The sequence below is a fragment of the Arcicella lustrica genome, assembly GCF_034930985.1.
Lineage (GTDB): Bacteria > Bacteroidota > Bacteroidia > Cytophagales > Spirosomataceae > Arcicella > Arcicella lustrica.
This window is the reverse complement of the sequence record NZ_JAYGIM010000001.1, coordinates 437,595-460,994: the sequence shown is the minus strand read 5'-3', so window position 1 is coordinate 460,994 and position 23,400 is coordinate 437,595. Positions and strand designations below refer to the sequence as shown.

Genomic DNA, 23,400 nt, shown 5'->3' with positions numbered 1-23,400 from the left:
TTGCAAATTACGCTTTTCTCTAAAAAAATGTATATTGCTTGAATTAATAACCTGAAATTATTTTTTTAGTTCGTTAATTGATGAATCGTTCGTTTCACAAAATTGTTCATTCTAAACGTTGACGGAGTATCTATAAAACAATATTTAACCATGAGTAAAATTTTAGTTTTGGCGGGTGGGTCGGTAAAAGGTGCGTATCAAGCAGGAGTTGTAAAAGCAGTTTTTGAAACAGGGTTTTCTCCTGATGCCATCTATGGTATCTCGGCAGGTAGTATGAATGCCTCTTATTTAATCAATAGTTTTGGCAGACAAAGTATCGAAAACGATGGTTATATCGACTTTAATCAGGCAACGAAAGATTTGAATGACTTTTGGGTTAATAATATTTACGCTCCAGAATGCTTGTCACTGAGACGTGGCACTTACGAACTAGGACTTAGCGCCATCCGTAGAAACTTTGAAGGTTTATTAGATACTACACCATTAAGAGAAATTCTGGACAATAATATTTCGATGAGGAATCTAAATGCCAGTCCTGTTCAATTAAAAGTTGGTGCTGTCGATATTATCAATGGAAATATCGTGTATGCCAATCCTTCTTATGATCATTTCTTAGACTATATCATGGCATCTTCAGCCATTCCAATTTTGATGCCCGTTGTGAATATCGGAGGACAAAACAATATGGCATTTTTAGATGGCGGTATGCGTGATGTAGCTCCTGTTAAAAAAGCTATTCAAGACGGTGCTACCGAAATCATTTGTGTGGCTTGTCATACTCGGAACATTGATGGTGGATACTTCCCTTATGGAAATCTTTTGGCTTTGGTAGATAGAGTAATGGACATTGCCGTAAACGAATGTTTGAATGCAGATTTGGATTGGGCAGAGTTTAGAAATGAATGTTTACCAGCAGATGGTTCGCCAAGTGAATTTGGCATTTTGAAAGGACAATCCAGAATAAAGCTAAAAATTATTCGTCCACAACACCATTTGAATATTGATATTCAAGCATTCAATAGAGACGACATCAAAAGAATGTTACTATTAGGCTATGAACAAGGAATGGAGGAAATGAGAGAGTATAAGAAGTAGTTTTGAGTTGTGAATTATATAAAAGCTCATTGTATTTATAAAGATTGAAGTGGCATTTCACTAAATGTAATTGTCGTGTATAAAGATTAAAAGGTCATTTCACTAAATGCAAGTGACGTGTATAAAGATTGAGATGGCATATTACTAAATGCAAGTGGCGTGTATAAAGATTGAAGGGGCATATCACAAAAGGTAATTGACGTGTATAAAGATTAAAATGACATTTCACTAAATGAAAGTGTCGTGTATAAAGATTGAAAGGGTATATCACTAAATCAAGTATTCATATCCTGCTTATAATTTATGGTTTTGTATTTCGTAATTTATATTGTTATCAATTATAATTTATTGACAATTAGCTATTTAAATGTAAACAAAAACAATAATCGCTTTATTTATATCAATTATTGATTTTTAGAAAAAACATAAACATGTGTATTTACGAGTTACCGCTCATGCTATGACGACAAACGAATGACTAATAATTAAGATATTTAAATGACAAGAAGTTACTACTCAAATATAATTTCGGACTTCTTACAGGATGATGAAACACGAATTCTTGGACAACTAAGTTTGCATCACAACCATGCACTTGAAGACCTACAAAAAAATGCTTGGGTTAAACAAATAACAATTCTCAAAGACACACTTCAAGGTATTGACAATGGACAAATATATTTTGAATTTTCAATCCCGAGAATGGGAAAGCGAGTTGACAATATTTTAATAATAAACGACATTATTTTTGTTTTAGAGTTTAAAGTTGGTGATAATCAATATCAGAAACAATCAACAGAACAAGTGATTGACTACTGTTTGGACTTGCAAAATTTTCACGAAGGAAGTCATCATGAAAAATTAATTCCTATATTGATTTCAACCAAAGCAGACCCGATTGAAAACGTATTTACGAGTGTGAACAATTTATTTGAGCCTTTAAAAGCTAATCAACAAAATTTAAGAGAGGTAATTACTAAATCACTTTTACATAGCAACGGAAAACAAATAAATCCGAGCAAATGGGAAAATTCAATTTATAAACCAACACCAACTATAATTGAAGCGGCACAAGCACTCTACAAGGGACACAATGTAAAAGAAATATCAAGGCACGATGCAGGAGCAATCAATCTTTCAAAGACAACAGACTGCATTAACAAAATAATTGAAACGGCAAAAAGAGAACAAAAAAAATCAATTTGCTTTTTGACAGGAGTTCCTGGCGCTGGAAAAACACTAGCAGGACTAAATATAGCTAACGAAAGAATGAAAGCGGATGAAGATGAACATGCAGTTTTTCTTTCCGGCAATGGACCGTTAGTAGATGTATTAAGAGAAGCTTTGACCAGAGATGAGGTTGCAACCTCAAAAGAAAATGGTCAAGCACTAACAAAAAAACTTGCTGCAATAAAAGCTAACGCTTTTATTCAAAATATTCATCATTTTCGAGACGACAATTTAATTTCGAAGAAAGCTCCAGTTGAAAAAGTTGTAGTTTTTGATGAGGCTCAAAGAGCATGGACAAAAGAACAAGTAAGTTCTTTTATGAAAAGAAAAAAAGGCGTTGAAGACTTTGGTATGTCAGAGCCCGAATTCTTAATCAGTGTTATGGATAGACATGAAGATTGGTGCACAATTATCTGTTTAATCGGAGGCGGACAAGAAATAAATACTGGTGAGGCCGGAGTTTCTGAATGGCTTTCATCTTTGAAAAACAACTATCCCAACTGGGATATTCATTACTCTAATTTAATTTCTTCAGACGTTAATTATCTATCAAACATTGAATTACGAAATTGGGTTCGATCAGTAGCTACAGAAAAGCATGAATTGCATTTATCAGTATCTGTGAGGTCTTTTCGTTCAGAGAAAATTTCTGAATTAATGCACGAAATTTTAGAAGCAAAACATGAAAGAGCAAGTACTCTTTTAGGAGAAGTCAACAATGTTTTTCCAATTTTAGTTACAAGAGATTTGACAACAGCAAAAAAATGGCTGAGAACTCAAGCAAAAGGAAGTGAAAGAATTGGGCTAGTTGCAAGTTCGGGAGGCAGAAGATTAAGACCTTTAGGAATTGATGTTAAAAATGAAATTTCAGCCCCAAATTGGTTCCTAAACAATTCAGATGATATTCGTTCTTCGTATTTTTTAGAAGAAATAGCAACGGAATTTGACATACAAGGATTAGAAATTGATTGGGTTTGTATAGCCTGGGACATTAACTATTATTTTGAAAATGGAAAGTGGAATTGTCAATACTTTTCTGGAACTAAGTGGCAAAATATCCACAACGAAAACGACAAAACATATTTGCAAAATGCCTATAGAGTACTTTTGACAAGAGCCAGACAAGGACTAATAATATATATTCCAGAAGGTGACGACCTTGACTATACAAGACCAAAAGAATTGTATGACAAAACATTTAATTACTTTCAATTATGCGGAATAAAGACTATATAAAGATATTAGAAAAAGAAGCATGAACCGGTAACATAGGTTTAACAAAAGTAGGGCTTTAGTAATAATTTGAAACTTTGTGCTTCTAAACCCTCGCTGGTCTAAGTGTTTTTCACTTAGACCTACAAATAAATGCAGTCTCTGACTGCAACCACATGGTAACAATTTAATATTTTATAAAACGCAATGCCATTGTTCATGCCTAACGAGCAATTTCATTAAAAACATCCGCCACAGCAAATTTTATGAGACACTAATAGTGTAAAGAACCTAATGAAAAACACATTACATTTTCAAATCATCGAACCTGATAAATCAATCACTGATTTTGTTTATTGTTTTTCTTCTTTGCAAAACTTTTCAAATCAGCACGAAGCGGTGGTAATTCCTAATGGAAAAATTGATTTAATATTTTCAAAAACCAAAGAAAATCAAATCATTATTGCCTTATTAGGTTTAGAAACTAAACCCAAATACCCCAATCAAGAAGTCTCAAACTTTTTTTCAGTTAGTTTTAACCCACTTGCCATAGAATATCTCTTCAATCTTTCAACAGCCAACATCATAAATACTGGAAGAATATTGCCTAGTGATTTTTGGGATTTCTCTATTGATGACTTGAACGACTTTGAAAGTTTTTGTAAAAAAATTACACAAAAAATACACAGCCTTTTGCCTGATAAAATAGATGAACGCAAACGTAAATTATTTCAATTGATTTTTGCGTCAAATGGCGAAATGCCTATCAAAGAACTTTCTGAAAAAGTGCTTTGGAGTCAACGACAAATCAATCGTTATTTCAATCAACAATTCGGACTTTCTCTAAAAACATATTGTAAAATACTTCGTTTTCAAGCCTCACTTCCTCACATACATAAAGGAGAACTGTATCCGCAACTAAATTTCACCGACCAATCGCATTTTATTAAAGAAATCAAACAGCTTTCAGGCGTTTCTCCAAAAGAATTACATAAAAATAAAAACGACCGATTTTTACAATTTTTAGTCTGTGAGTAAGCATAATTTTAAAGTCTAAATTTTAAAATCATGTTGTTACAAAATAAGCAAATAGCCATTATTGGCGGTGGTCCGGGTGGACTAACATTGGCAAGACTTTTACAACTTAAAGGCGTTAATGTAAAAGTGTATGAAAGAGATATTGATAAAAATGCAAGAGTACAAGGTTCGCCTCTTGACCTGCACGATGATTCAGGTTTAGCAGCTTTACGAAAAGCCAACTTATTAGATGAATTCAAACAAAATTATCTAGTTGGTGCCGATAAAACTACCATTACGAATGCAATCGCAGAAATAGTTTTTAGCGACCACGAAACCGAACAAAGTGAGGATTTTGGACACGAACATTTCCGCCCTGAAATAGACCGAGGAGCATTACGGAAAATATTATTAGACTCATTGCAGCCTGAAAATATTGTTTGGGATAGTCACTTTTTATCAATGGAAAAACAAGATGAGGGTTGGCTATTACATTTCAAAAATGAGAAAAATGCCTATGCCGACATTGTGATAGGTGCAGATGGAGCAAACTCAAAAATTAGACCTTACATCACTGATATAAAACCTTTTTACTCTGGCATTACAATGCTTGAAGGTAATGTATATGAAGCTGAAAAATATGTCCCACACATTTCTGCGATATTACGTGGAGGAAAAATAATGGCTTTTGGCAATGAAAAAGATATTTTGATGGGACAAAAAGCTAATGGTGAAATTGGATTTTATGCAAGTTTCAAAGCAGAAGAAAATTGGACAACTGAGAGCGGTTTAGATTTTTCAAATAAAGCACAAATACTTGAATGGTTTAAAACGACATATTCAGAATGGAGTAATGTTTGGCATGAGTTATTTGAAAATGCAACGACGCCCTTTATTCCACGACCAATCAATTGCATGCCATTAAACCAAACTTGGGAAGCTTTGCCAAACGTGACAATCCTTGGTGATGCTGCTCACTTAATGCCACCTTTTGCTGGTGAAGGAGTAAATATGGCAATGCTTGACGCCTTAGAATTGAGTGAGCGTTTAACAACGAATCAACATAACTCAATACAAGACGCTATTTCTTTTTATGAAACAAATATGCGGAAGAGGGCTTCAAGAATGGCAGAAGAGTCACTTGAAAATGGAGAACGAATGCACAGTGAAAATGCACTAACAACAATGACCGCCTTTTTTAGTTAACAAGAATAAAAAAAATGCCGTTGCTAGTGAAAATACAAGCAACGGCAAAGAAATAATTCTAAATACTGCTTTTCATTCCTAATTCAGCATTCAAAACTCACAATTCTTAATTACACCGACATAATATCTTTTTCCTTATCAGCAAATACTGCATCTACTTTAAGAATATAACTATCAGTCATTTTTTGAATGCGCTCCTCTCCTGCTTTCACAGCATCTTCAGAAACACCTTCGTTTTTCAATTTTTTAATTGAACTGTTCGCATCTTGACGAACGTTTCTTACATTAATTTTCGCCGTTTCTATTTCCGCTTTTACTCTTTTTACTAAATCACGACGACGCTCTTCAGTAAGTGGAGGAATATTTAAACGGATAATTTCGCCATCGTTCATCGGCGTTAAACCAATATTTGAGTTACGAATTGCTTTTTCACATTCAGCAATCATTTTTTTCTCGAAAGGTTTAACAACAATTGTACGAGCATCTGGCGTATTGATTGATGCAGCTCCAGTAAGTGGAGTCATCATTCCATAATAATCTACTTGAATACCATCTAACATTGAAGGCGTTGCTTTTCCTGCACGAATTTTAGAAAGCTCAATTGCTAAGTGCTTGAGCGCTCCATCCATCGTTTCTTTGGCTGCATCAATGTAAAATTCTATTTCTTCCATTGTTTAATTTGGGATTTTCTATATTGATTACAAGGTTTTCGATTGAATTAGAAAATCTTCATCGGTTTACCTAAATCATTAACTAATTAAAGTTCCTACTTCTTCTCCTCTTGCTAAATCTACTAAGTTGTTACTTTTGTTCATATCAAATACAATGATTGGAACTTTGTTTTCTTGGCATAAAGTAAATGCCGTAGTATCCATAATTTTCAAACCTTTGCTGATTGCTTCTGTAAATGAAAGATTCGTATAACGAGTAGCAGTTGGGTCTTTTTCTGGGTCGGCAGTGTAAACACCATCAACTCTAGTTCCTTTTAATACCACATCTGCTTCGATTTCAATCGCACGCAAAGCCGCAGTAGAATCTGTTGTAAAATATGGGTTTCCAGTTCCAGCTCCGAAAATAACAATACGTCCCTTTTCTAAATGGCGCATCGCTCTACGACGAATAAATGGTTCACAAACAGCATCCATTTTGATAGCAGTTTGTAAACGAGTAAACATACCGTGTTTTTCTAAAGAACCTTGAATCGCCATGCCGTTGATAACAGTAGCGAGCATTCCCATATAATCTCCTTGAACACGGTCAATACCTGCTTTAGCTGCTGCTGCCCCACGGAAGATATTTCCTCCGCCAATCACAATGGCAATTTCAACGCCTAATTCTTTTACTTTCTTAATTTCAAGAGCGTATTGCTCTAAAATTGATGGGTCAATTACTTCACCATCTGAACTGAGGGCTTCGCCTGATAGTTTGAGAAGAATTCGTTTATACTTCGGTTTGTCCATGATTTAAGGTTTTTTTCGGAGGCAAAGATATACTTTTTTTTTATTTGGCGTGGAAAATTGTCGCTTATCAGGATAAAGACTTACTCAAATTCTATTAAAACCTGATTCTTTTCTACATTCTGTTTATTATTTACTTTAATGCTTTTTACTTTACCGTCGCCAGTTGCTTTCAAAACATTTTCCATTTTCATGGCTTCTAAAATCAATAATGAATCTCCTTTTTTAATGCTATCACCAACTTGTACTTGTATTGATACGATAAGCCCCGGCATGGGTGCTTTCAAATCATTTACTTTGGCATTGGCGGCGTCTGTCATTCCTAATTGTTCTAACAATATATCAAAACGGTCTTTTACGTTTACAACAAATTGCCTTTTGTTCAAACTAAGTAAAAACGTCTTTGCTTGATAATCGGCTTCTAGTACTTCAGCATTGTAAGAACGATTTTTATAGAGAATATGAAAATGATTTTTACGGATTTCAACAATGTCCCAGTCCAATGTTTGACCATCAATGATAGTGGCTGAATTATCAGCATGAATATTAAATGTTTGCTGGTTTACGATGGCTTTCAACATGAGAAATTTATTTAAGATTTGTTCACCAAATATACACCAATAAGAATAATACTCATGCCTAAATAATGCTGAAATAATATAGCTTCACCGTCTATCACTCCCCAAAGAATCGCAACGATTGGAATAAGATAAGTAACAGAACTTGCCAGCACGGCACTCGTCATCTGAATTAAACGATTGAAAAGTACCATCGCAATGGCTGAACCTAAAATGCCCAGCAACATCGCAAAAACTAGGGCTTGAATAGCATTAGGTTCTTGTAATTTTGAAATGAAGTCGGTCGAAAATAATACGCCAGCAGCAATTGGTCCGATGGTCATGAAGATACATGAAGTAATCAAGAATGAGTCGATTCCTAAACCCGTCAAATATTTTTTAGTAATGTTCAGATTGATTCCATAAAGTAAAGTAGCGGCAATCACAAAAAGTGCATAGCCATTTACATGGAAACCAGTAGCACCCGCCAAAATCAATAAAATAGCACCAATAAAACCAAGTACAATACCAAAGCTTTGTCGCTTGGTGATTTTATTTCCAAAGAAGCCCGCACCAATAATCAACGTAAACAAAGGCGTTGTAGAATTTAAAGCGCCAGAAACGCCACTATCAAGTTTTGAACCAGCCAACGAGAACAGGAAAGCTGGCAGAAGATTCCCTAATAAACCTGCTAATAAAAAATACTTAGCTTTAGCAAAAGGGATTTTCTTGAAATTGATAATAAAAAATGGAAGAAAGAAACAAAAAGCCGAGAAAATACGAAGTGAACCGACTTGGGCGGGGTCAAAAACGACTAAACTTTTTTTGACTAAAATAAACGAACTTCCCCAAATGCCCGCTAAAAGTGCTAATAAGCCCCAAACAAGTAAAGGATTTTGAAGTTTCGTGGAGGTTGTTGTTGAAGTAGTAAGGGTTGTTTTCATAAAAAGATAACCCTTGCAAAATCAAGAAAGTTTCTTCTGATTTGAAGATAACCCTTTAGTGATAAGTAGTTTGTAGAAAAATTTAAAAAGGCGAAGTAAAATTCACATTTACTTCGCCTTCTTTTAAGCTTTTACGAGCAATTCTTCTTCGCCATAAAATATTGATACTTCGTTGAGAATTCCTAAAATTTCTTCATAGTCCATCGAAGTAACTAATCGCATTCGGAACTCTTTAAAATGTGATATTCCTTTGAAGTAATTAGAATAGTGTCTTCTCATTTCAACGATGCCCACATGATTTCCTTTCCAACGAATACTAAAATCTAAGTGTTTTTTACAAACATCAATTCTATCTTGAATTGTTGGCGGAGCAAGATGTTCTCCCGTTTTCATAAAATGTTTGATTTCATTGAAAATCCAAGGATAACCAATGGATGCTCTCCCAATCATGATACCATCTACTCCATAACGATTTTTGTATTCAAGTGCTTTTTCTGGTGAATCAATATCTCCGTTACCAAAAATCGGAATTCTAATTCTTGGATTTTCTCTTACTTTGGCAATCAATCGCCAATCGGCATCACCTTTATACATTTGTACCCTGGTTCTTCCATGAATCGTAAGCGCCTCGATACCAATATCTTGTAAACGTTCTGCTACATCTTCAATATTTTTAGTAGTATCGTCCCAACCCAAACGAGTTTTTACGGTTACTGGTAAATGTGTAGATTCTACAACAGCTTTGGTCATCAATACCATTTTAGGAATGTCTTGCAATAAAGCCGCACCAGCACCACGACAAGCCACTTGTTTAACTGGACAGCCATAATTGATGTCTATCAAATCTGGACCAGCCTTGGTAGCAATTTCTCCACAATTTCTCATGGTTTCTATATCCGAACCAAAAAGCTGAATACCAATCGGGCGTTCGTATTCAAAAATATCTAATTTCTGAATAGATTTCGCCGCATCACGAATTAGCCCTTCAGAAGAAATAAATTCAGTGTACATTAAATCAGCACCATTTTCCTTACAAACTGCACGGAATGGAGGATCTGAAACGTCTTCCATCGGAGCAAGTAATAAAGGAAATTCACCTAATTCTATGTTTTTAATCTTGACCATTGTTCTTTTTCAATTATTCTCGGATGATTTTTTACCCATCCTTTGAGTGAATATTAATTTAAACAGCTTTTTTCGCTGTTTTTGATAATTGTCCACTGCTAATTTTTACGTAAATTTACAACCATTATGACAGAATTCGATACTTTTCGTCCACAAACTGAACGCCCCTTTATAGCCAAGCTAATGATTTTAGTGGGTTTGACCTTAATTTTCTTGTTTGTTGGCTCCACAATAGGACTTTTCGCTCTTTCAGCCATTACAGGAATGCCCATTACTGAAGCAGCTAATTTCCAACAACATCTTAACGATTATCCCAATACTTATCTTGGAATTATGGTTCTTCAGATGCTTTCAACACCGATGGCATTTATTGGTGCTTCCATGTTTTATTGGTCGGTTATCGAAAAACAAAGCATTCAAACTTTAAGTTTCCAAGCTACTAACTTACAAGTATTGATGCTCGTTGCTATTTTAGTAATTGGTTTTATGCCTTTTGATGCTGTTTTTATCGAACTGAATCAAAAAATGCAATTGCCTGCATCAATGAAAGGAGTTGAAGAATGGATGAGAACATCTGAAAAATCGATGGAGGGTCTCACTAAATTTTTGACTAATTTTAATAATCCAGCACAATTTGCCTTGGCGATTTTTGTTGTTGCAGTACTAGCTGGCGTTAGTGAAGAGTTATTATTCAGAGGCATTTTACAAAATCTAGCTTTAAAAGCTTTCAAAAATCCACATATAGCCATTTGGTTTGCGGCTTTTTGGTTTAGTTTTATTCATTTTCAATTTTTCGGTTTTATTCCAAGAATGTTACTGGGTGCCATGTTTGGCTATTTGTATTACTGGACACAAAACCTGTGGCTATCAATGTTTGCCCATTTTGTAAATAATGGCTTTACTTTGTTGATGGCTTATCTTTATCAAATGAAAGTAACTAAAACTGATATTGAACAAACAGAATCTGTACCTGTTGGCTTAGCATTGGTTTCATGTTTATTTACTGTGTTATTACTCCGCTGGTTTTGGCAACATAGTATTTACAGAAGTGACGATTGATTTTATAGATAGTCTAAAAGAAATAGACAAACGAATCAGAATTCATCACCGCTACAGCGGATTGCTCATAATTCATAACTTTTACTTAATGAATGATTGGAAGAAAATTTACGAATCTGCAAATCCATTTAAAGCAGAATTAGCCAAAGCTTATTTGGAAGATGAACACCAAATCAATGCGGTTATCGTCAGTAAAAGAGATAGTTCTTATCTTATCGGGCTGTGTGAAGTATATGTTCACCAGAAAGATGCTGTTTTAGCCAAGTTTTTATTGGATAATGAAGGAGGATTGGAAGAAAGTAAAGAAATTGCATAAGTATCACTAATTAAAAAATAATCAATATGAATGAAAAACTACAAGGAATGTCGAATCTGAAACAAAGGGTAATTGCAGCGGTTGTGGCTGTTCCTTTTTTGATATTTTGCATTGTTTTTAGCGATTGGACTTTCTTTGGGCTTTTTGCTATTATTGCCATCTTAGCTCAACTTGAATTTTATAAATTATTGGGGCTAGACGGCGACGAACCTTTAACTTATTACGGTACTTTTTGTGGCTTTGTATTGGTTTCAGTTACTTTCCTCATCGAAAAAGGAATTATCCACGAAGCCAATTATTATATACTTTCACCTTTGATGGCTTTGATATTTTTTATCAAACTCTATAAAGCACAAGATGAAAAACCTTTTAAAAATATCGCTTATACTTTTTTAGGTGTTATTTATGTAGCATTGCCATTTGCCTTAATTATCATTTTGGCATTTTTAAATAGTACAAATTTTAGTTGGCAACGTCCTTTAGGTTGTTTATTTTTGTTATGGGCAAGCGATACAGGTGCTTATTTTGCTGGAACAAAGTTTGGCAGAACCAAGTTATTTGAAAGAGTATCACCCAAAAAATCTTGGGAAGGAAGTGTTGGTGGATTCTTAGCTTCGATGCTTGTTTCTTTTATTCTTTCAAAATACTTTACGGACCTTTTAACTTGGCAGTGGTTTGGTTGTGGTGCAATTATTGTGGTAGCGGGTACTTATGGAGATTTAGTAGAATCATTATTTAAAAGAAGTATCAAAATAAAAGACTCTGCTTCAACCATTCCGGGGCATGGTGGTTTTTTAGATAGATTCGATGGTTTGTTACTTTCTATTCCATTTATCATTACTTTTTTAAAGTTGTTTCCGTAAATCTAGCCTGAATTCTACTAGACTTACGAAACGTTAAAAACTGTTAAAGCAACACAAGATTATCATTTGAAAGCGTTAAATTGAGTAAGTTTACATAAAATTCATCATCTGAAAGTGAAACGATGCTATTAAAATTAAAATACATATTTACAATTGCTTTTATCATTTGTCTATCTCAATACACTAGCTTTGGACAAGGACAAGACAAATCCGTTATTTTTTCGGGTAGAGTTGTTGCCGACCGTAGTTCTGAGTTTCTACCGAATGCTTATGTTTTCAATCCACAGTCAGGAAGAGGTACTTTGACAGATGATTTTGGTAATTTTTCTTTGTATGTATATCCTGGTGATAGCGTAGTATTTTCTTACGTTGGTTATAAAAAGAAGTATTACATCATTCCAAGAACCAACGATCAGACTCAAGTTGCTACCATTTTTATGACCGAAGATTCTAAGATGTTGGCGGAAGTAAAAATTTATCCATACAGAACAGAAGATGAATTTAAAAAAGCTTTTCTGGACATGAAATTGGATAATGAAGCAGGAAGAAAAGCTTTAGCAAAAAACCTTGAGCAATCGAAATTGAATGTATTGGCTTTAAGAGCGGGATTGAGTGGCGCAGGAAATTTCAAGAACTTTTCAGACCAAATGACTTTCTCAGCTGCTAATAGAAGCTTCGTGCAAAGTCCTTTAATGGCATTTACCAACCCTTTTGCTTGGGCAAATTTCATTAAGTCAATCAAAAATGGAGATTTAAAAAAGACTGAGTACAAAAAAGCTTATGAAGATGCTCCTTCTGAGGGAATTTCTCGTCAGAAATTCTTGAAAGAACAAAAAACTGGAAATTAGATTGAATGTTATTTTGCTTAGTTACATTTTCCAGTAATTTTCACAGCATTTATCAATTATAAAAACTTCCAGAAAAACGGTTCGTTTGAACTGTTTTTTGGAAGTTTTTCATTTTTATAAACATATTTAACCACTTTGAATATTGGAGTTTATTACTGAATCATACCGAATTAGAATTACCGAAGTAGATGCCCACAGCAATCTAACCATTCCTGCTTTGAATGGACTGTTTCAAGAAATGGCTTGGCGGCATTCTGTTGTTGCTAATGTTTCTGCACCAGATTTGAGTGCCCAACATAATATTACTTGGGTGTTATCTCGCATGAAAATATGGATTGAACAATTGCCATCTTATGACGAAACCGTTGTTGTAAAAACATACGTTCAAGAAATAGACAAGTATTTTTACTATCGTGATTTTAAAGTCTATAATGCCGCTGGCGTTGAAATAATTCGTGCCAATGCCTTGTTTGGCTTGATTGATATTGCTCGTCGTAGAATAACATCTGTGCCAGACTGGATGCGTGCCATCACTCCAACTTGTGGAAGCGAAAAGCCCGTACAAAAGGTTGCTGGTAAAATTTCACCCTTGACTACTGTTGAAACACAAAGAGCTTTCGATATTCGTTGGCATGATATTGATTCAAACCAACATGCAAATAATAATCGATATGTAGAATGGTTGATGGAAAGTGTTCCTACCAATGTGCTGAACGATGGAGTACTAAAAACTTTTGAAATTATTTTTAAGAACGAAAGTCTTTTCGGAGATAAAATTATCACACAAAGCCAAAGAGGAAAAGATGGGTTTATTCACAAAATGGTCAATCAAAACGGACTAGAATTGGTGACAGGTGAAACTGTTTGGACTTTGTAAGCTATCAGGAATCTGAACTTTGAGTCATTAGCGTTGGATTACCAAGGCTGATGACTCAAAGCTACAAAGTAACAATTCCTAATTTTATCGCCTCTACAACAATTCCTACTCTTGTCTTTACTTTCATTTTGTAGAAAGCTTGTTCTCGATAACCATCTACAGTTCTGGCACTACAACACATCAAATCTGCGATTTGATTGTAAGTAAGTTCTGTACAAGCATGACGAACAAATTCAAGTTCACGGTCGTTCAAACCTAATTCTTTGATGGGATTTTTAACTTTTTCAGGATTCAAGCTTTTTAATAATTTATCCGTTACAAATTCTGTGTAGTGAAATCCTTTATTGATAACATTATCTAAAGCTGTTCTGAGTTCAGAAGGTTTACAACCTTTCAGTAAATACCCTTTAGCACCATTTCTTAACATTCCGACAATTGCCTCCTCTTTATCGAACATCGAAAGTGCTAATACTTTTACTTCTGGGTAATTATTCTTCAACCATAAAGCCGTTTCGTAGCCATCCATTTCAGGCATATTGATGTCTAACAGCACAACATCTGGAATCATTTTTAATTTAAAGTGCTGAATCAATTCTTTTCCATTACCAACCTCGAACATCACTTCAAAAGTTTCCATTTTTTGGACTAAGCCTGCCAAAGCATTAGCAAATAAAGTGTGGTCATCTACAATGGCAATTTTGTATTTCATTTTTTAAATCTTACTTAGTGGTTTAATGTAATTGTAATTTGTGTTTCTTTTCCGATTTCAGAACTAATCTGGCAAATCCCTCCTATCAGTTTTACTCTTCTTTGAATATTTCTAAGTCCTGCCCCCGATTGATTTATTTCATTTTGCTGAATTCTTTCGATATCGAAACCTTTTCCATCATCTTTGATAGTCAGTTCAAAAGTTTCGGGTGTGTAATTTAAAAGTACTATTAAATTTTGGGCTTTAGAATGCTTGAGAGCATTATTTAGAATCTCTTGCGCTACTCTAAATAAAACAATTTCTCGTTCATAACCAAGCGAATATTTTTCGCCAACAATATTGATTTCTGTAGCAAAGCGTTTTGTTTTACGGATTCTAGCGATTTCGTGAGAGAGACTTTCTTCTAAACCAAATTGTTGTACAAAGTCACCATCAAAGCTTTTTGTTAGAGCACGTAAATCGTTGATAGATTGATTGATAATCTCGTTAGTTTGTTTGATGTAACCATCTTTATCATCTACTTCCTCTTCCATGACATTCAAATTAATCCTAGCCACAGAAAGTAACTGACCAATATTATCATGCAATTCTTGAGCAATTTCTTGTAAAGTCTGGTTTTGAATTTCTAACTGAGATTTAAGAATCTCTTGTTCATAAGCAATTTTGAGATTTGTCACCTCTTCTAAATGAATACGAACTCTATTTTGGTATCTAAGAATAGCGATAAAAACAAATACTATCATTACAGTTAGCAAAACTGAAACACTTATGATTGTTACTACTATTTCTGAGTTGGGTTGGAGCATAAAATTCCTATTGAAATAAACAAATACAATAAATAATTAGGAAGCATCATCAACACTGATTGTAGAAAAGAAAGACTTTTAATTGCGTTAATAAAAAGATAATTATAAAGTCCATTGAAAATAAATGAAGATGAATAATAAGTAAGTAAGCCTAAACTAATCCAAAGTAGAGACACTTTATGTATTGGAGTATTAATATCAATTGGTAGATTCAATAACATATTACAAGCTAAAATTGATATTATTATCCCTTCTAAATTAAGGATGTGACCTGGGAAAATAAAAATACCTTGAAAATAAATTAGAATAAAATCTGCAATAAAAAAAAACAGAATAGTCCAATTAATAAAGCTTGATATTTTATTATCAGTAATGCTTTGTTTTAAAAAAAAAATCAAAAACAAAAACTCAATAGGAATATAAATTTGATAAATTAAGTACATTATTCCATGATTTTTGTAAACATAATTAGTAACAGAGACGGTTATCTCTGTTACTAATGAACAAAAAAGTAAATAAGGAAAAATTTTTAATTGATTTCCTTTTATTTTAATCAAACTTAAAATAAAACATACAGTTAGAAGTATCAAATAAAGAATATATAAACCTAAATCCATTTAAGTAATTGATTATTTATCTTATAAAGATAAATAATCAATGCCTGTTGTCCTATTTTCCATTGTTGATTTTACAGATTTTTCCGCACTCCAAGCTTCTCCACTTCCTCTAAGAGTCTTATTGTATGGTGGAGGTGCACCTACTTCAGCAATTATACTGTTAGAACCTTGCGTTGGATTTTCTATATCTACCAAAGGTTTTCCATTTCCGTCATTTCCTAAGATTAAAACTGAGAGATGTCTTTTAATGTCGGATTCTTTTATTCTGGCATTATTAAGAACCATATCATTTATCTGTTCTACAGTTGGTGGGTAAACATAATAAACTGAAATTCCCTCACAACCACTTTGAGAAAGAATCAAATCAATTAATTCTCTACTAAAAAATACTCTTTCTACATCTTTGCCAAAAGGTGAAGAAGGTGCTGTTTGAATTGTTTGCTTGTAGCTTTTAAATACATCACAAGCAAATTCTTTTGATACAAATTTCCCAAATGCTCCTTGAGTAGTTGTGTTTTCAGATAAATCAATGTCTTTGGGACTTGAAGTCATAGTCGCTTCTTTATTTACAATTTTTAAAGCACTTATTTCATTAATAGTGGCAGTTGTTTTTAATTTAATATCCATTTGTTTTTATTAGGGGTTTAAATTGTGAAACGGTTAAATATTTATAGTTAAATTTTAAATACTCTTAGTTTTAGTTATAAAGGCTGGTTTTCTTCTTCCATTCTGATTCAGTAAATAAATCATTTTCCTCTGGACAAATTATCGGACAAATACCCATTTGGTCCTGTATTTCAAGTTGAGGAGAGTTTGGATTATTACTATCCCATAACATTTTTCCATTTTTCTCTATCATCATAATAAATGTCAAGGCTTCAGTATTTCCTTGCTTTCTCAATGCTGGGTAAATTCTAATTTTTAATGCTTCTGATTTGTTTGTAGGGTCGTTTACAAAATTTATTAAATCATGTTTTTCGATAATCTGATTGAAATATCTAAAATCCAAAGCATAACTTCTATTAAATAAAGCTGGTGTCTTTTCTGGATTTTTCTTCATAAAAGCATACAAATTGCTAATCATTTCTTTGGCATCATTAGGGGAAGTATCCATCACCAAAGGAGCTTTAGCTGTGGCTACCAACTTCTCTTCCTTTTGCCCTTCTATCGAAGTAGGTTTGAAGTTAAAAATGAGGTTGAGGCTACCAACAAAAATGCCGAGTAATAGAATCAGTGTATTTTTCATGATAATTTAAGCGGTTTATGTTTTAGATTCGATTTAACTATTTGAAACTACTATTTAATCATCATTTACACAATAGGCATTTTCACTAAAACCATCAAAATCAACAAATTAAAGGCTTTTTGAGGTAAAATACCGTATTTCTACGCTATCAATACGGGGAAAATACGGGGTTATTTTTTAGTCTTTTTATACCTTTTTTAATACTAAAAAACTGATAGTTGAATGCTACTTATTTCCACCATGCTAAACCATTCCCCAAAATCTTATGTTAATTTTGAAGTGTTATTGAAAACCACCTCAATATTTCAAACAAATTAATGAGAAAAGAAGAAAAAAGCGGGCAAATATTTGATATACAAATCCTTAAAAGAATTTACAGTTTCCTTACTCCTTATCGCTTAAGGTTTTGGTCTTTGGTTGTCATCATCATGGTTTCGGCTTGTGTGGTGCCGCTTAATCCATTGTTAATTCGCCATACCATTGATAATTATATTGTAGCTGGCAATTATCCGATGCTTGCTAACATGCTTTTGTTGATGATTGGAGTTTTACTCTTACAAGGTTTTCTGCAATTTGTTAGTGCTTATATGGCTGGTTGGTTAGGACAAACCGTTATTCGTGACATCCGTGTGCAACTATACGAGAAAATACTTTCGCTTCGACTAAAGTTTTTTGATGATACGCCCATCGGTCGTTTGGTGACTCGTACTGTTTCAGATATTGAAACGCTTAATGATGTGTTTTCAGAAGGTTTGGCGGCAATTGCTGGCGATATTCTGCAATTGGTTTTAATCACAGGCGTCATGTTTTGGACAGATTGGCGTTTGACTTTGATTTGTCTTTGTACCGTTCCGTTTATGGTGATTTCCACGTATTTGTTCAAAGAATATATCAAGAAAAGCTTTAATGAAGTGCGTTTGGCAGTAGCCAACTTGAATTCCTTTGTGCAAGAACATATTACAGGAATGAACATTGTACAAATCTTTAATTCTGAGAAATTAGAGTATGACAAATTCCTAAAAATCAACGAAGTACACCGTAATGCGCATATTCGTTCTATTTGGGCATATTCTGTTTACTTTCCAGTTGCCGATGTAATTTTAGCCGCTGGAACGGGTTTGATTGTTTGGTTTGGTTCAAAACAGATTCTTACACACGATATGACATTGGGGACACTCACAGCGTTTATTATGTTTATGAACTTGTTTTTTCGTCCGATTCGCTTTTTGGCAGACCGTTTTAATACGCTTCAAATGGGAATTGTTTCTACCGAAAGAATTATTAAATTACTGGAATCAGACGAATATGTGGTGAACAACGGTACTTTTAAAGCCGATAAACTAAAAGGAAATGTACGTTTCGAAAACGTTTGGTTTGCTTACAATGACGAAGAATATGTGTTGAAAGATATTTCTTTTGAAGTAAAACAAGGAGAAACCATTGCTTTAGTCGGAGCAACAGGCGCTGGGAAATCATCAACAATTAATTTATTAAGTCGTTTTTACGAAATCAATAAAGGTAAAATTTTTGTGGACGATGTCGATTTACAAGACTATGAATTAAATAGTTTGAGAAGTAAAATTGGTGTTGTTTTGCAGGATGTATTTTTATTTTCTGACACGATTGAAAACAATATTACTTTAGGAGATAAAAGTATTACCAGAGAAAAAATCATTGAAGCCGCAAAATTGGTTGGTGCGCATGATTTTATCGAACGTTTGCCTGATGGCTATGATTACAATGTGATGGAAAGAGGTGCGACGCTTTCGGTTGGACAAAGACAATTGATTTCATTTGTAAGAGCCTTGGTTCACGACCCGAAAGTAATTGTGTTGGATGAAGCTACTTCGTCTGTCGATACCGAAACCGAAGAAATGATTCAGAATGCGATTGCAAAATTGATGAAAGGCAGAACGGCTATCGTGATTGCTCACAGACTTTCTACCATCCAGAATGCTCATAAAATTTTAGTGCTAGACAAAGGCGAAATCAAAGAAGAAGGCACACACGATGAGCTTTTAGAAAAAGATGGTTGGTATGCAAGTTTACATAAAATGCAGTTTGTAACGGCGTAGATGATAGCTTTGAGATTTAAGCTTTGAGCAGTGAGCTTTTAAGTAAAATGAATTGCTAAATTTATTATGGTAATTTTTCAATAGGGCTTGACTTAAGTCCAGCCCTATTGAAAATAACATTAATATTTCACACGGAAATCTGAAATTTACATTCCAAAATCCCCAATAAATTATCCTAAAATCTTCTTTAAACTTGCTAAGATTACCACAATTCCAACCATAATCATCAAGGCTTTTACCGGCAATTTACTTGATAAACGTGCGGCAATAGGTGCTGCTACAATTCCGCCAAGTATTAATCCTAAAATTACTTGCCATTGCGAAAAGCCTATGACAAAAATAAAAGTCAACGAAGACGAAAGTGAGATAAAGAATTCAGCCAAGTTGACCGAACCAATGGTATATTTTGGATGACGACCCGAAGCAATCAAAGTAGAGGAAACAATGGGTCCCCAACCTCCACCGCCGATAGAATCCATCATTCCACCAAACCAAGCTAATGGTCCAATCATTTTAACATTTTTCTTTTGTTGGCGTTTTACCAAAGCTTTCTGAATAATTACAACACCCAGAATTAAAGTATAAACTGAAACTGCTGGTTTTACATAGTGCATATAACTTTCGGCTAAAGTAGAAAGTGCATAAGCACCCAAAACTGCCCCAATTACTCCTGGAATTAATACGGCTTTAAATAATTTAGAGTTTACATTTCCAAATTTCAAGTGCATATAACCTGAAACACCACTTGTAAAAATTTCAGAGGCGTGTACACTCATCGAAATAACCGCAGGAGAAACGCCAACATTCGCTAAAAAAGTAGAAGCTGTAACACCATAAGCCATTCCTAACGCTCCATCAATCATTTGAGCAATAAAACCACCTAGAATATAGTATAAAATATCTGAATTGATTTCCTGTAAGCCTGTAGTGATATTTTGAATGGTGAGATACGTAAAAACGAAATATCCTACTATCATTAAAGCCAAGGCATTGAAAAAGTGTATGGCTACTTCATAAATTGTTCGTTCTCGTTTCCAAATTTTAATAATTGCCTCCTCAAAAGGATTTTTAGAAGACTTCTTTTTTTCAACAACTGGTTCTAGTTGAGCCGGCGATTCTATTTCCATAAAAAATTAAATTCTTTGTTTCCTACAAAGTTAATAGAGTTAAATTAATCTACAAAACAAGTAGAGTAATTATTTTAAATTTAATCTTTAGTAAATAAATACTTATTTTGTTATTCAATAAAAATCATTCGAGATGAAGTGGATAACCCGTGAAAAACCAAAAATTGATAGAATTGCCTGTCCGTGGCTGATAAAGAAATATATAGACACTGAAGCTGAATTTATTTTTGTGCCTTTTGATGAAGTTATCACTCAAGCTACCTTGCTGAATGCAATTCCTTTTGATGTTCCGAATGTTGAATTATCGCACCAATTGGGTTTATGTACTTTTGATAGCTTGATTGAAAAATATGCAATTGAAGATGAAGCCATCCATACAATGGCGACAATTGTACGTGGAGCGGATACAGACAGACATGACCTTGCTCCACAATCAGCTGGTTTGTGGGCAATTGCTGCTGGAATGGCGCACAATATTCAAGACGACCATGAATTACTAAAACAAGGAATGATAATTTATGATGGTTTATACAGTTGGGCAAAGTATCTACAATCTGTAAAGCATTTCCAGAATCCTTTTGAAAACCTATTGGTCAACGTTTTTCAAAAAGTATTTCAACCTGATGCAAGAAATAATCGTAAAACGCCAACTTGGGCAAAGGAGTTGAAAGACATCATTCAAGATCAAATTGATACAAATCTTACATTAAGTTTGAAAGAAATTTCTAAAGAATTGGAAGTAAACCCCGCTTATCTTTCCAGAGAATTTTCTAAATACTTTGAAGATTTATCATTTGGCGAATACATCCGAAAACTAAGAATTGAAAAGGCAATTGATTTAATGAGTACTTCAAATCATTCGTTAACAGAGATTGCCTATTTAACAGGTTTTTCTGACCAAAGTCATTTTACACGTATTTTCAAAAAACATACAGGCGAAAATCCCTCTATTTTCAGAAAAAACATTTCTAAAAGTAAGTTTGATACAAAAAGTTAATTACGTTCTATTTTACAGAGGATTAATCTTGGAGTTTTGTAAAAGTTAAATGTTAATATTTTTTACAATGCCAGCTTATTCACTTCAATCATTGATTTTATACTTTCTGAAATTAGGTACAACGGGCTTTGGTGGACCAGTTGCTTTGGTGGGTTATATGCAGAGAGATTTAGTAGAAGATAAAAAATGGATTAGTGAAGAGGACTTTAAAACAGGATTAGCTTTGGCACAACTTGCTCCAGGACCACTGGCGGCACAGTTAGGCATTTACTTAGGTTTTATACATTACGGCATTATAGGAGCAAGTTTCTGTGGATTAGCTTTCGTTTTACCTTCGTTTATTATGGTAGTTTTGCTTGGCATTGCCTATCGTTTGTATGGAGGTTTATCGTGGATGCAAGCTGTTTTTTATGGCGTTGGAGCTTCTGTAATTGGAATCATTGTATTGAGTGCCTATAAATTAACCATTAAATCTATCGGCAAAATTTCATACAGTTCTTTTCGTGAGCATTGGCTGTTGTGGTTATTTTATATTATTGGAGTCGCTGTAACGGCTATTACCCAAAAAGAAGAAGTTTTACTTTTTATTACAGCGGGCTTGGTTTATATGTTGGTAAAAGCTCCGCCAACTTGGTTAAAAAACAATCCTTCACCTAAATCTTTACTGGTTTTAGGCTTTATTGCTGATACTTCAGAATCAAGTACTTTAACGAAATTAGCATTGTTTTTTGCCAAAGCGGGTACTTTTGTTTTTGGTAGCGGTTTGGCTATTGTCCCTTTTCTTCATAGTGGTGTGGTATCGGAGTATCATTGGTTAGATGAGAAACAATTTGTAGATTCAGTGGCAGTAGCCATGATTACCCCCGGTCCTGTCGTGATTACCGTAAGTTTTATCGGATATTTAGTAGATGGTTTTTCAGGAGCTTCGGTTGCGGCAATAGCTACTTTTTTACCTTGTTATCTACTTACAATTTTGCCCGCTCCTTATTTCAAACACTTCTCTAATAATCCATCTATCAAAGCTTTCGTACAAGGCATTACTGCGGCAGTGGTTGGAGCTTTGTTGGGAGCTGTAATCGTTATTGCTACTCAGAGTATCACAGATATAAGTACTTCAATCATCGCCTTAACTACAATTGTAGCATTAGTTTATATCAAAAAATTACAAGAACCCTACATTATTGCGATTGCGGCTTTGATTGGGCTTATTCTAAAATCTATCTAAATGGACAGAAAACAATTTCTTCAAAATAGTTTGATTGAGCAAGTAAGCTCCTTCAAACTCGCTTTTTACAGCTTTTTAAACGAAAGCCATTTAGATAAATTGACTGATGTCAATAGTAGTTTTATTCAACAATGCCCAAATCCAAGATTTGTTTTGAGTCCTTAATCTAAAATAAACATACAAATTATTCCCAGAATGAAAACAAAAATCCCCTTACTTATCTTATTGTTTTTTTTAACTAAAAATGCTTTCGCCCAACAAACTTCAGTCGAAAACTCATACCCAAAAGTAGCGGGTTATATGGGAATTTTGCATCCGCTAAATACTTGGTCTGCTGATGGTACAAGTACAGGAAACTTTGGTGCGATTTACACAATTGGTTTCCCGGCAGGTATCAATATTCTAAAAAGTGATAAAATTGGCTTTAGCTTTGAATTTGTGCCAACGATTCGCTCTGAAAATGGCGTAAGCAAAATGAACAATTTTCTATTTCATCCGGGAGTAATGTTTCGTTTTAAACATGGACTTACTTTGGTGACACGAGCTGCTTTTGAGACAAGTGGAAGATATGGCTTTACGCCAGTACTTAATAAAGTAGTGAAGAAAAATAAACATTCTAATTACTTTGTAGCCATTCCATTGCCAGTCCGTTTTGGAAACGACAGACCAACTACATATACATTGGGCTTTCAGTTTGGAGTAGGCTTTTAAATTAAGAGTGATGAATTGTGAGTGGTGAATTATGAAGTCTAAATACCAGTAATTAAATTACTGCGTTTATTTTACTGGTGC

General features: G+C 34.1%; 25 protein-coding genes. 14 read left to right on the top strand and 11 right to left on the bottom strand.

Features of this window, described 5'->3' with window-relative positions:
- Positions 1–150: 150 nt before the first annotated feature.
- From VB798_RS01780 to VB798_RS01765, 4 genes are all read left to right on the top strand, one after another.
- Entirely contained in the window at positions 151–1,095 is a 945-nt protein-coding gene (locus tag VB798_RS01780) for a patatin-like phospholipase family protein (RefSeq protein WP_323255334.1), read from the top strand.
- Between the two features lie 498 nt (positions 1,096–1,593).
- A complete protein-coding gene (locus VB798_RS01775) occupies positions 1,594–3,561 on the top strand; it encodes a DUF2075 domain-containing protein (protein ID WP_323255332.1) in 1,968 nt (655 codons plus the stop codon).
- A 270-nt stretch (positions 3,562–3,831) separates the two neighbouring features.
- Positions 3,832–4,575 carry a helix-turn-helix domain-containing protein gene (locus VB798_RS01770; protein WP_323255330.1) on the top strand — a complete coding sequence of 248 codons (744 nt, stop codon included), beginning with the start codon at positions 3,832–3,834 and terminating at the stop codon, positions 4,573–4,575.
- 30 nt (positions 4,576–4,605) lie between these two features.
- Positions 4,606–5,760 (top strand): FAD-dependent oxidoreductase, encoded by a 1,155-nt coding sequence (locus tag VB798_RS01765; RefSeq protein ID WP_323255328.1) that lies wholly within the window; start codon positions 4,606–4,608, stop codon positions 5,758–5,760.
- 110 nt (positions 5,761–5,870) lie between these two features.
- Here VB798_RS01765 and frr read toward each other — a convergent pair whose 3' ends face one another.
- The 5 genes from frr to dusB form a co-directional block, all read right to left on the bottom strand.
- Positions 5,871–6,431 carry a ribosome recycling factor gene (gene frr, locus VB798_RS01760; RefSeq protein ID WP_323255326.1) on the bottom strand — a complete coding sequence of 187 codons (561 nt, stop codon included), beginning with the start codon at positions 6,429–6,431 and terminating at the stop codon, positions 5,871–5,873.
- A 78-nt stretch (positions 6,432–6,509) separates the two neighbouring features.
- A complete protein-coding gene (pyrH, locus tag VB798_RS01755; RefSeq protein WP_323255324.1) occupies positions 6,510–7,220 on the bottom strand; it encodes a UMP kinase in 711 nt (236 codons plus the stop codon).
- Positions 7,221–7,300: 80 nt separating this feature from the next.
- The gene (locus VB798_RS01750; RefSeq protein ID WP_323255322.1) at positions 7,301–7,798 is read right to left on the bottom strand and encodes an acetyl-CoA carboxylase biotin carboxyl carrier protein subunit; all 498 of its coding nucleotides are present in this window, start codon (positions 7,796–7,798) and stop codon (positions 7,301–7,303) included.
- An 11-nt stretch (positions 7,799–7,809) separates the two neighbouring features.
- Positions 7,810–8,718, bottom strand: a complete 909-nt coding sequence (locus VB798_RS01745; RefSeq protein WP_323255320.1) for a DMT family transporter — start codon at positions 8,716–8,718, stop codon at positions 7,810–7,812.
- 123 nt (positions 8,719–8,841) lie between these two features.
- Positions 8,842–9,843 (bottom strand): tRNA dihydrouridine synthase DusB, encoded by a 1,002-nt coding sequence (gene dusB / locus VB798_RS01740; protein WP_323255318.1) that lies wholly within the window; start codon positions 9,841–9,843, stop codon positions 8,842–8,844.
- A 126-nt stretch (positions 9,844–9,969) separates the two neighbouring features.
- On the opposite strand from dusB, the gene VB798_RS01735 reads away from it, so the two are divergent.
- The 5 genes from VB798_RS01735 (at position 9,970) to VB798_RS01715 (ending at position 13,806) form a co-directional block, all read left to right on the top strand.
- A complete protein-coding gene (locus VB798_RS01735; protein ID WP_323255316.1) occupies positions 9,970–10,902 on the top strand; it encodes a CPBP family intramembrane glutamic endopeptidase in 933 nt (310 codons plus the stop codon).
- A gap of 88 nt (positions 10,903–10,990) precedes the next feature.
- Positions 10,991–11,218 carry a putative signal transducing protein gene (locus VB798_RS01730; protein WP_323255314.1) on the top strand — a complete coding sequence of 76 codons (228 nt, stop codon included), beginning with the start codon at positions 10,991–10,993 and terminating at the stop codon, positions 11,216–11,218.
- Positions 11,219–11,244: 26 nt separating this feature from the next.
- Positions 11,245–12,081, top strand: coding sequence for a phosphatidate cytidylyltransferase (locus VB798_RS01725; protein WP_323255312.1), 837 nt, complete (start codon positions 11,245–11,247; stop codon positions 12,079–12,081).
- Positions 12,082–12,203: 122 nt separating this feature from the next.
- On the top strand, positions 12,204–12,929 hold the full coding sequence (locus tag VB798_RS01720; protein ID WP_323255310.1) for a carboxypeptidase-like regulatory domain-containing protein: 726 nt from the start codon (positions 12,204–12,206) through the stop codon (positions 12,927–12,929).
- A 142-nt stretch (positions 12,930–13,071) separates the two neighbouring features.
- Positions 13,072–13,806, top strand: coding sequence for an acyl-[acyl-carrier-protein] thioesterase (locus VB798_RS01715; RefSeq protein ID WP_323255308.1), 735 nt, complete (start codon positions 13,072–13,074; stop codon positions 13,804–13,806).
- Positions 13,807–13,867: 61 nt separating this feature from the next.
- Here VB798_RS01715 and VB798_RS01710 read toward each other — a convergent pair whose 3' ends face one another.
- The 5 genes from VB798_RS01710 to VB798_RS01690 all read right to left on the bottom strand — a co-directional run bounded on the left by VB798_RS01710 (position 13,868) and on the right by VB798_RS01690 (position 17,184).
- Positions 13,868–14,515: a response regulator transcription factor gene (locus tag VB798_RS01710; RefSeq protein WP_323255306.1), complete on the bottom strand. Its 648-nt coding sequence runs from the start codon at positions 14,513–14,515 to the stop codon at positions 13,868–13,870.
- A 14-nt stretch (positions 14,516–14,529) separates the two neighbouring features.
- Positions 14,530–15,321, bottom strand: coding sequence for a sensor histidine kinase (locus tag VB798_RS01705; RefSeq protein ID WP_323255304.1), 792 nt, complete (start codon positions 15,319–15,321; stop codon positions 14,530–14,532).
- Positions 15,297–15,938: a hypothetical protein gene (locus VB798_RS01700; protein ID WP_323255302.1), complete on the bottom strand. Its 642-nt coding sequence runs from the start codon at positions 15,936–15,938 to the stop codon at positions 15,297–15,299. The genes VB798_RS01705 and VB798_RS01700 overlap by 25 nt, the downstream gene beginning before the upstream one ends.
- A 21-nt stretch (positions 15,939–15,959) precedes the next feature.
- On the bottom strand, positions 15,960–16,565 hold the full coding sequence (locus tag VB798_RS01695; protein WP_323255300.1) for a hypothetical protein: 606 nt from the start codon (positions 16,563–16,565) through the stop codon (positions 15,960–15,962).
- A 70-nt stretch (positions 16,566–16,635) separates the two neighbouring features.
- On the bottom strand, positions 16,636–17,184 hold the full coding sequence (locus tag VB798_RS01690; RefSeq protein ID WP_323255298.1) for a hypothetical protein: 549 nt from the start codon (positions 17,182–17,184) through the stop codon (positions 16,636–16,638).
- Positions 17,185–17,501: 317 nt separating this feature from the next.
- Between VB798_RS01690 and VB798_RS01685 the strand changes: the two genes are divergently transcribed.
- Positions 17,502–19,259 (top strand): ABC transporter ATP-binding protein, encoded by a 1,758-nt coding sequence (locus VB798_RS01685; protein WP_323255296.1) that lies wholly within the window; start codon positions 17,502–17,504, stop codon positions 19,257–19,259.
- 170 nt (positions 19,260–19,429) lie between these two features.
- Here VB798_RS01685 and VB798_RS01680 read toward each other — a convergent pair whose 3' ends face one another.
- Complete coding sequence (locus VB798_RS01680) at positions 19,430–20,386, bottom strand: sulfite exporter TauE/SafE family protein (RefSeq protein ID WP_323255294.1); 957 nt, start codon at positions 20,384–20,386, stop codon at positions 19,430–19,432.
- 133 nt (positions 20,387–20,519) lie between these two features.
- Here VB798_RS01680 and VB798_RS01675 point away from each other — a divergent pair, with 133 nt between their 5' ends.
- The 4 genes from VB798_RS01675 to VB798_RS01660 all read left to right on the top strand — a co-directional run bounded on the left by VB798_RS01675 (position 20,520) and on the right by VB798_RS01660 (position 23,319).
- Positions 20,520–21,383: a chromate resistance protein ChrB domain-containing protein gene (locus VB798_RS01675; RefSeq protein WP_323255292.1), complete on the top strand. Its 864-nt coding sequence runs from the start codon at positions 20,520–20,522 to the stop codon at positions 21,381–21,383.
- A 67-nt stretch (positions 21,384–21,450) separates the two neighbouring features.
- On the top strand, positions 21,451–22,608 hold the full coding sequence (locus VB798_RS01670) for a chromate transporter (protein ID WP_323255290.1): 1,158 nt from the start codon (positions 21,451–21,453) through the stop codon (positions 22,606–22,608).
- Entirely contained in the window at positions 22,609–22,773 is a 165-nt protein-coding gene (locus VB798_RS01665) for a hypothetical protein (protein ID WP_323255288.1), read from the top strand.
- A gap of 30 nt (positions 22,774–22,803) precedes the next feature.
- Positions 22,804–23,319 (top strand): hypothetical protein, encoded by a 516-nt coding sequence (locus tag VB798_RS01660; protein WP_323255286.1) that lies wholly within the window; start codon positions 22,804–22,806, stop codon positions 23,317–23,319.
- The last annotated feature ends 81 nt before the right edge of the window (positions 23,320–23,400 follow it).

Excerpts from the sequence above, each read along its gene's own strand:
- VB798_RS01780 (WP_323255334.1), top strand. The coding sequence starts at position 151 with ATGAGTAAAATTTTAGTTTTGGCGGGTGGGTCGGTAAAAGGTGCGTAT.
- VB798_RS01775 (WP_323255332.1), top strand. The coding sequence starts at position 1,594 with ATGACAAGAAGTTACTACTCAAATATAATTTCGGACTTCTTACAGGAT.
- VB798_RS01770 (WP_323255330.1), top strand. The coding sequence starts at position 3,832 with ATGAAAAACACATTACATTTTCAAATCATCGAACCTGATAAATCAATC.
- VB798_RS01765 (WP_323255328.1), top strand. The coding sequence starts at position 4,606 with ATGTTGTTACAAAATAAGCAAATAGCCATTATTGGCGGTGGTCCGGGT.
- frr (WP_323255326.1), bottom strand. The coding sequence starts at position 6,431 with ATGGAAGAAATAGAATTTTACATTGATGCAGCCAAAGAAACGATGGAT.
- pyrH (WP_323255324.1), bottom strand. The coding sequence starts at position 7,220 with ATGGACAAACCGAAGTATAAACGAATTCTTCTCAAACTATCAGGCGAA.
- VB798_RS01750 (WP_323255322.1), bottom strand. The coding sequence starts at position 7,798 with ATGTTGAAAGCCATCGTAAACCAGCAAACATTTAATATTCATGCTGAT.
- VB798_RS01745 (WP_323255320.1), bottom strand. The coding sequence starts at position 8,718 with ATGAAAACAACCCTTACTACTTCAACAACAACCTCCACGAAACTTCAA.
- dusB (WP_323255318.1), bottom strand. The coding sequence starts at position 9,843 with ATGGTCAAGATTAAAAACATAGAATTAGGTGAATTTCCTTTATTACTT.
- VB798_RS01735 (WP_323255316.1), top strand. The coding sequence starts at position 9,970 with ATGACAGAATTCGATACTTTTCGTCCACAAACTGAACGCCCCTTTATA.
- VB798_RS01730 (WP_323255314.1), top strand. The coding sequence starts at position 10,991 with ATGAATGATTGGAAGAAAATTTACGAATCTGCAAATCCATTTAAAGCA.
- VB798_RS01725 (WP_323255312.1), top strand. The coding sequence starts at position 11,245 with ATGAATGAAAAACTACAAGGAATGTCGAATCTGAAACAAAGGGTAATT.
- VB798_RS01720 (WP_323255310.1), top strand. The coding sequence starts at position 12,204 with ATGCTATTAAAATTAAAATACATATTTACAATTGCTTTTATCATTTGT.
- VB798_RS01710 (WP_323255306.1), bottom strand. The coding sequence starts at position 14,515 with ATGAAATACAAAATTGCCATTGTAGATGACCACACTTTATTTGCTAAT.
- VB798_RS01705 (WP_323255304.1), bottom strand. The coding sequence starts at position 15,321 with ATGCTCCAACCCAACTCAGAAATAGTAGTAACAATCATAAGTGTTTCA.
- VB798_RS01700 (WP_323255302.1), bottom strand. The coding sequence starts at position 15,938 with ATGGATTTAGGTTTATATATTCTTTATTTGATACTTCTAACTGTATGT.
- VB798_RS01695 (WP_323255300.1), bottom strand. The coding sequence starts at position 16,565 with ATGGATATTAAATTAAAAACAACTGCCACTATTAATGAAATAAGTGCT.
- VB798_RS01690 (WP_323255298.1), bottom strand. The coding sequence starts at position 17,184 with ATGAAAAATACACTGATTCTATTACTCGGCATTTTTGTTGGTAGCCTC.
- VB798_RS01685 (WP_323255296.1), top strand. The coding sequence starts at position 17,502 with ATGAGAAAAGAAGAAAAAAGCGGGCAAATATTTGATATACAAATCCTT.
- VB798_RS01680 (WP_323255294.1), bottom strand. The coding sequence starts at position 20,386 with ATGGAAATAGAATCGCCGGCTCAACTAGAACCAGTTGTTGAAAAAAAG.
- VB798_RS01675 (WP_323255292.1), top strand. The coding sequence starts at position 20,520 with ATGAAGTGGATAACCCGTGAAAAACCAAAAATTGATAGAATTGCCTGT.
- VB798_RS01670 (WP_323255290.1), top strand. The coding sequence starts at position 21,451 with ATGCCAGCTTATTCACTTCAATCATTGATTTTATACTTTCTGAAATTA.
- VB798_RS01665 (WP_323255288.1), top strand. The coding sequence starts at position 22,609 with ATGGACAGAAAACAATTTCTTCAAAATAGTTTGATTGAGCAAGTAAGC.
- VB798_RS01660 (WP_323255286.1), top strand. The coding sequence starts at position 22,804 with ATGAAAACAAAAATCCCCTTACTTATCTTATTGTTTTTTTTAACTAAA.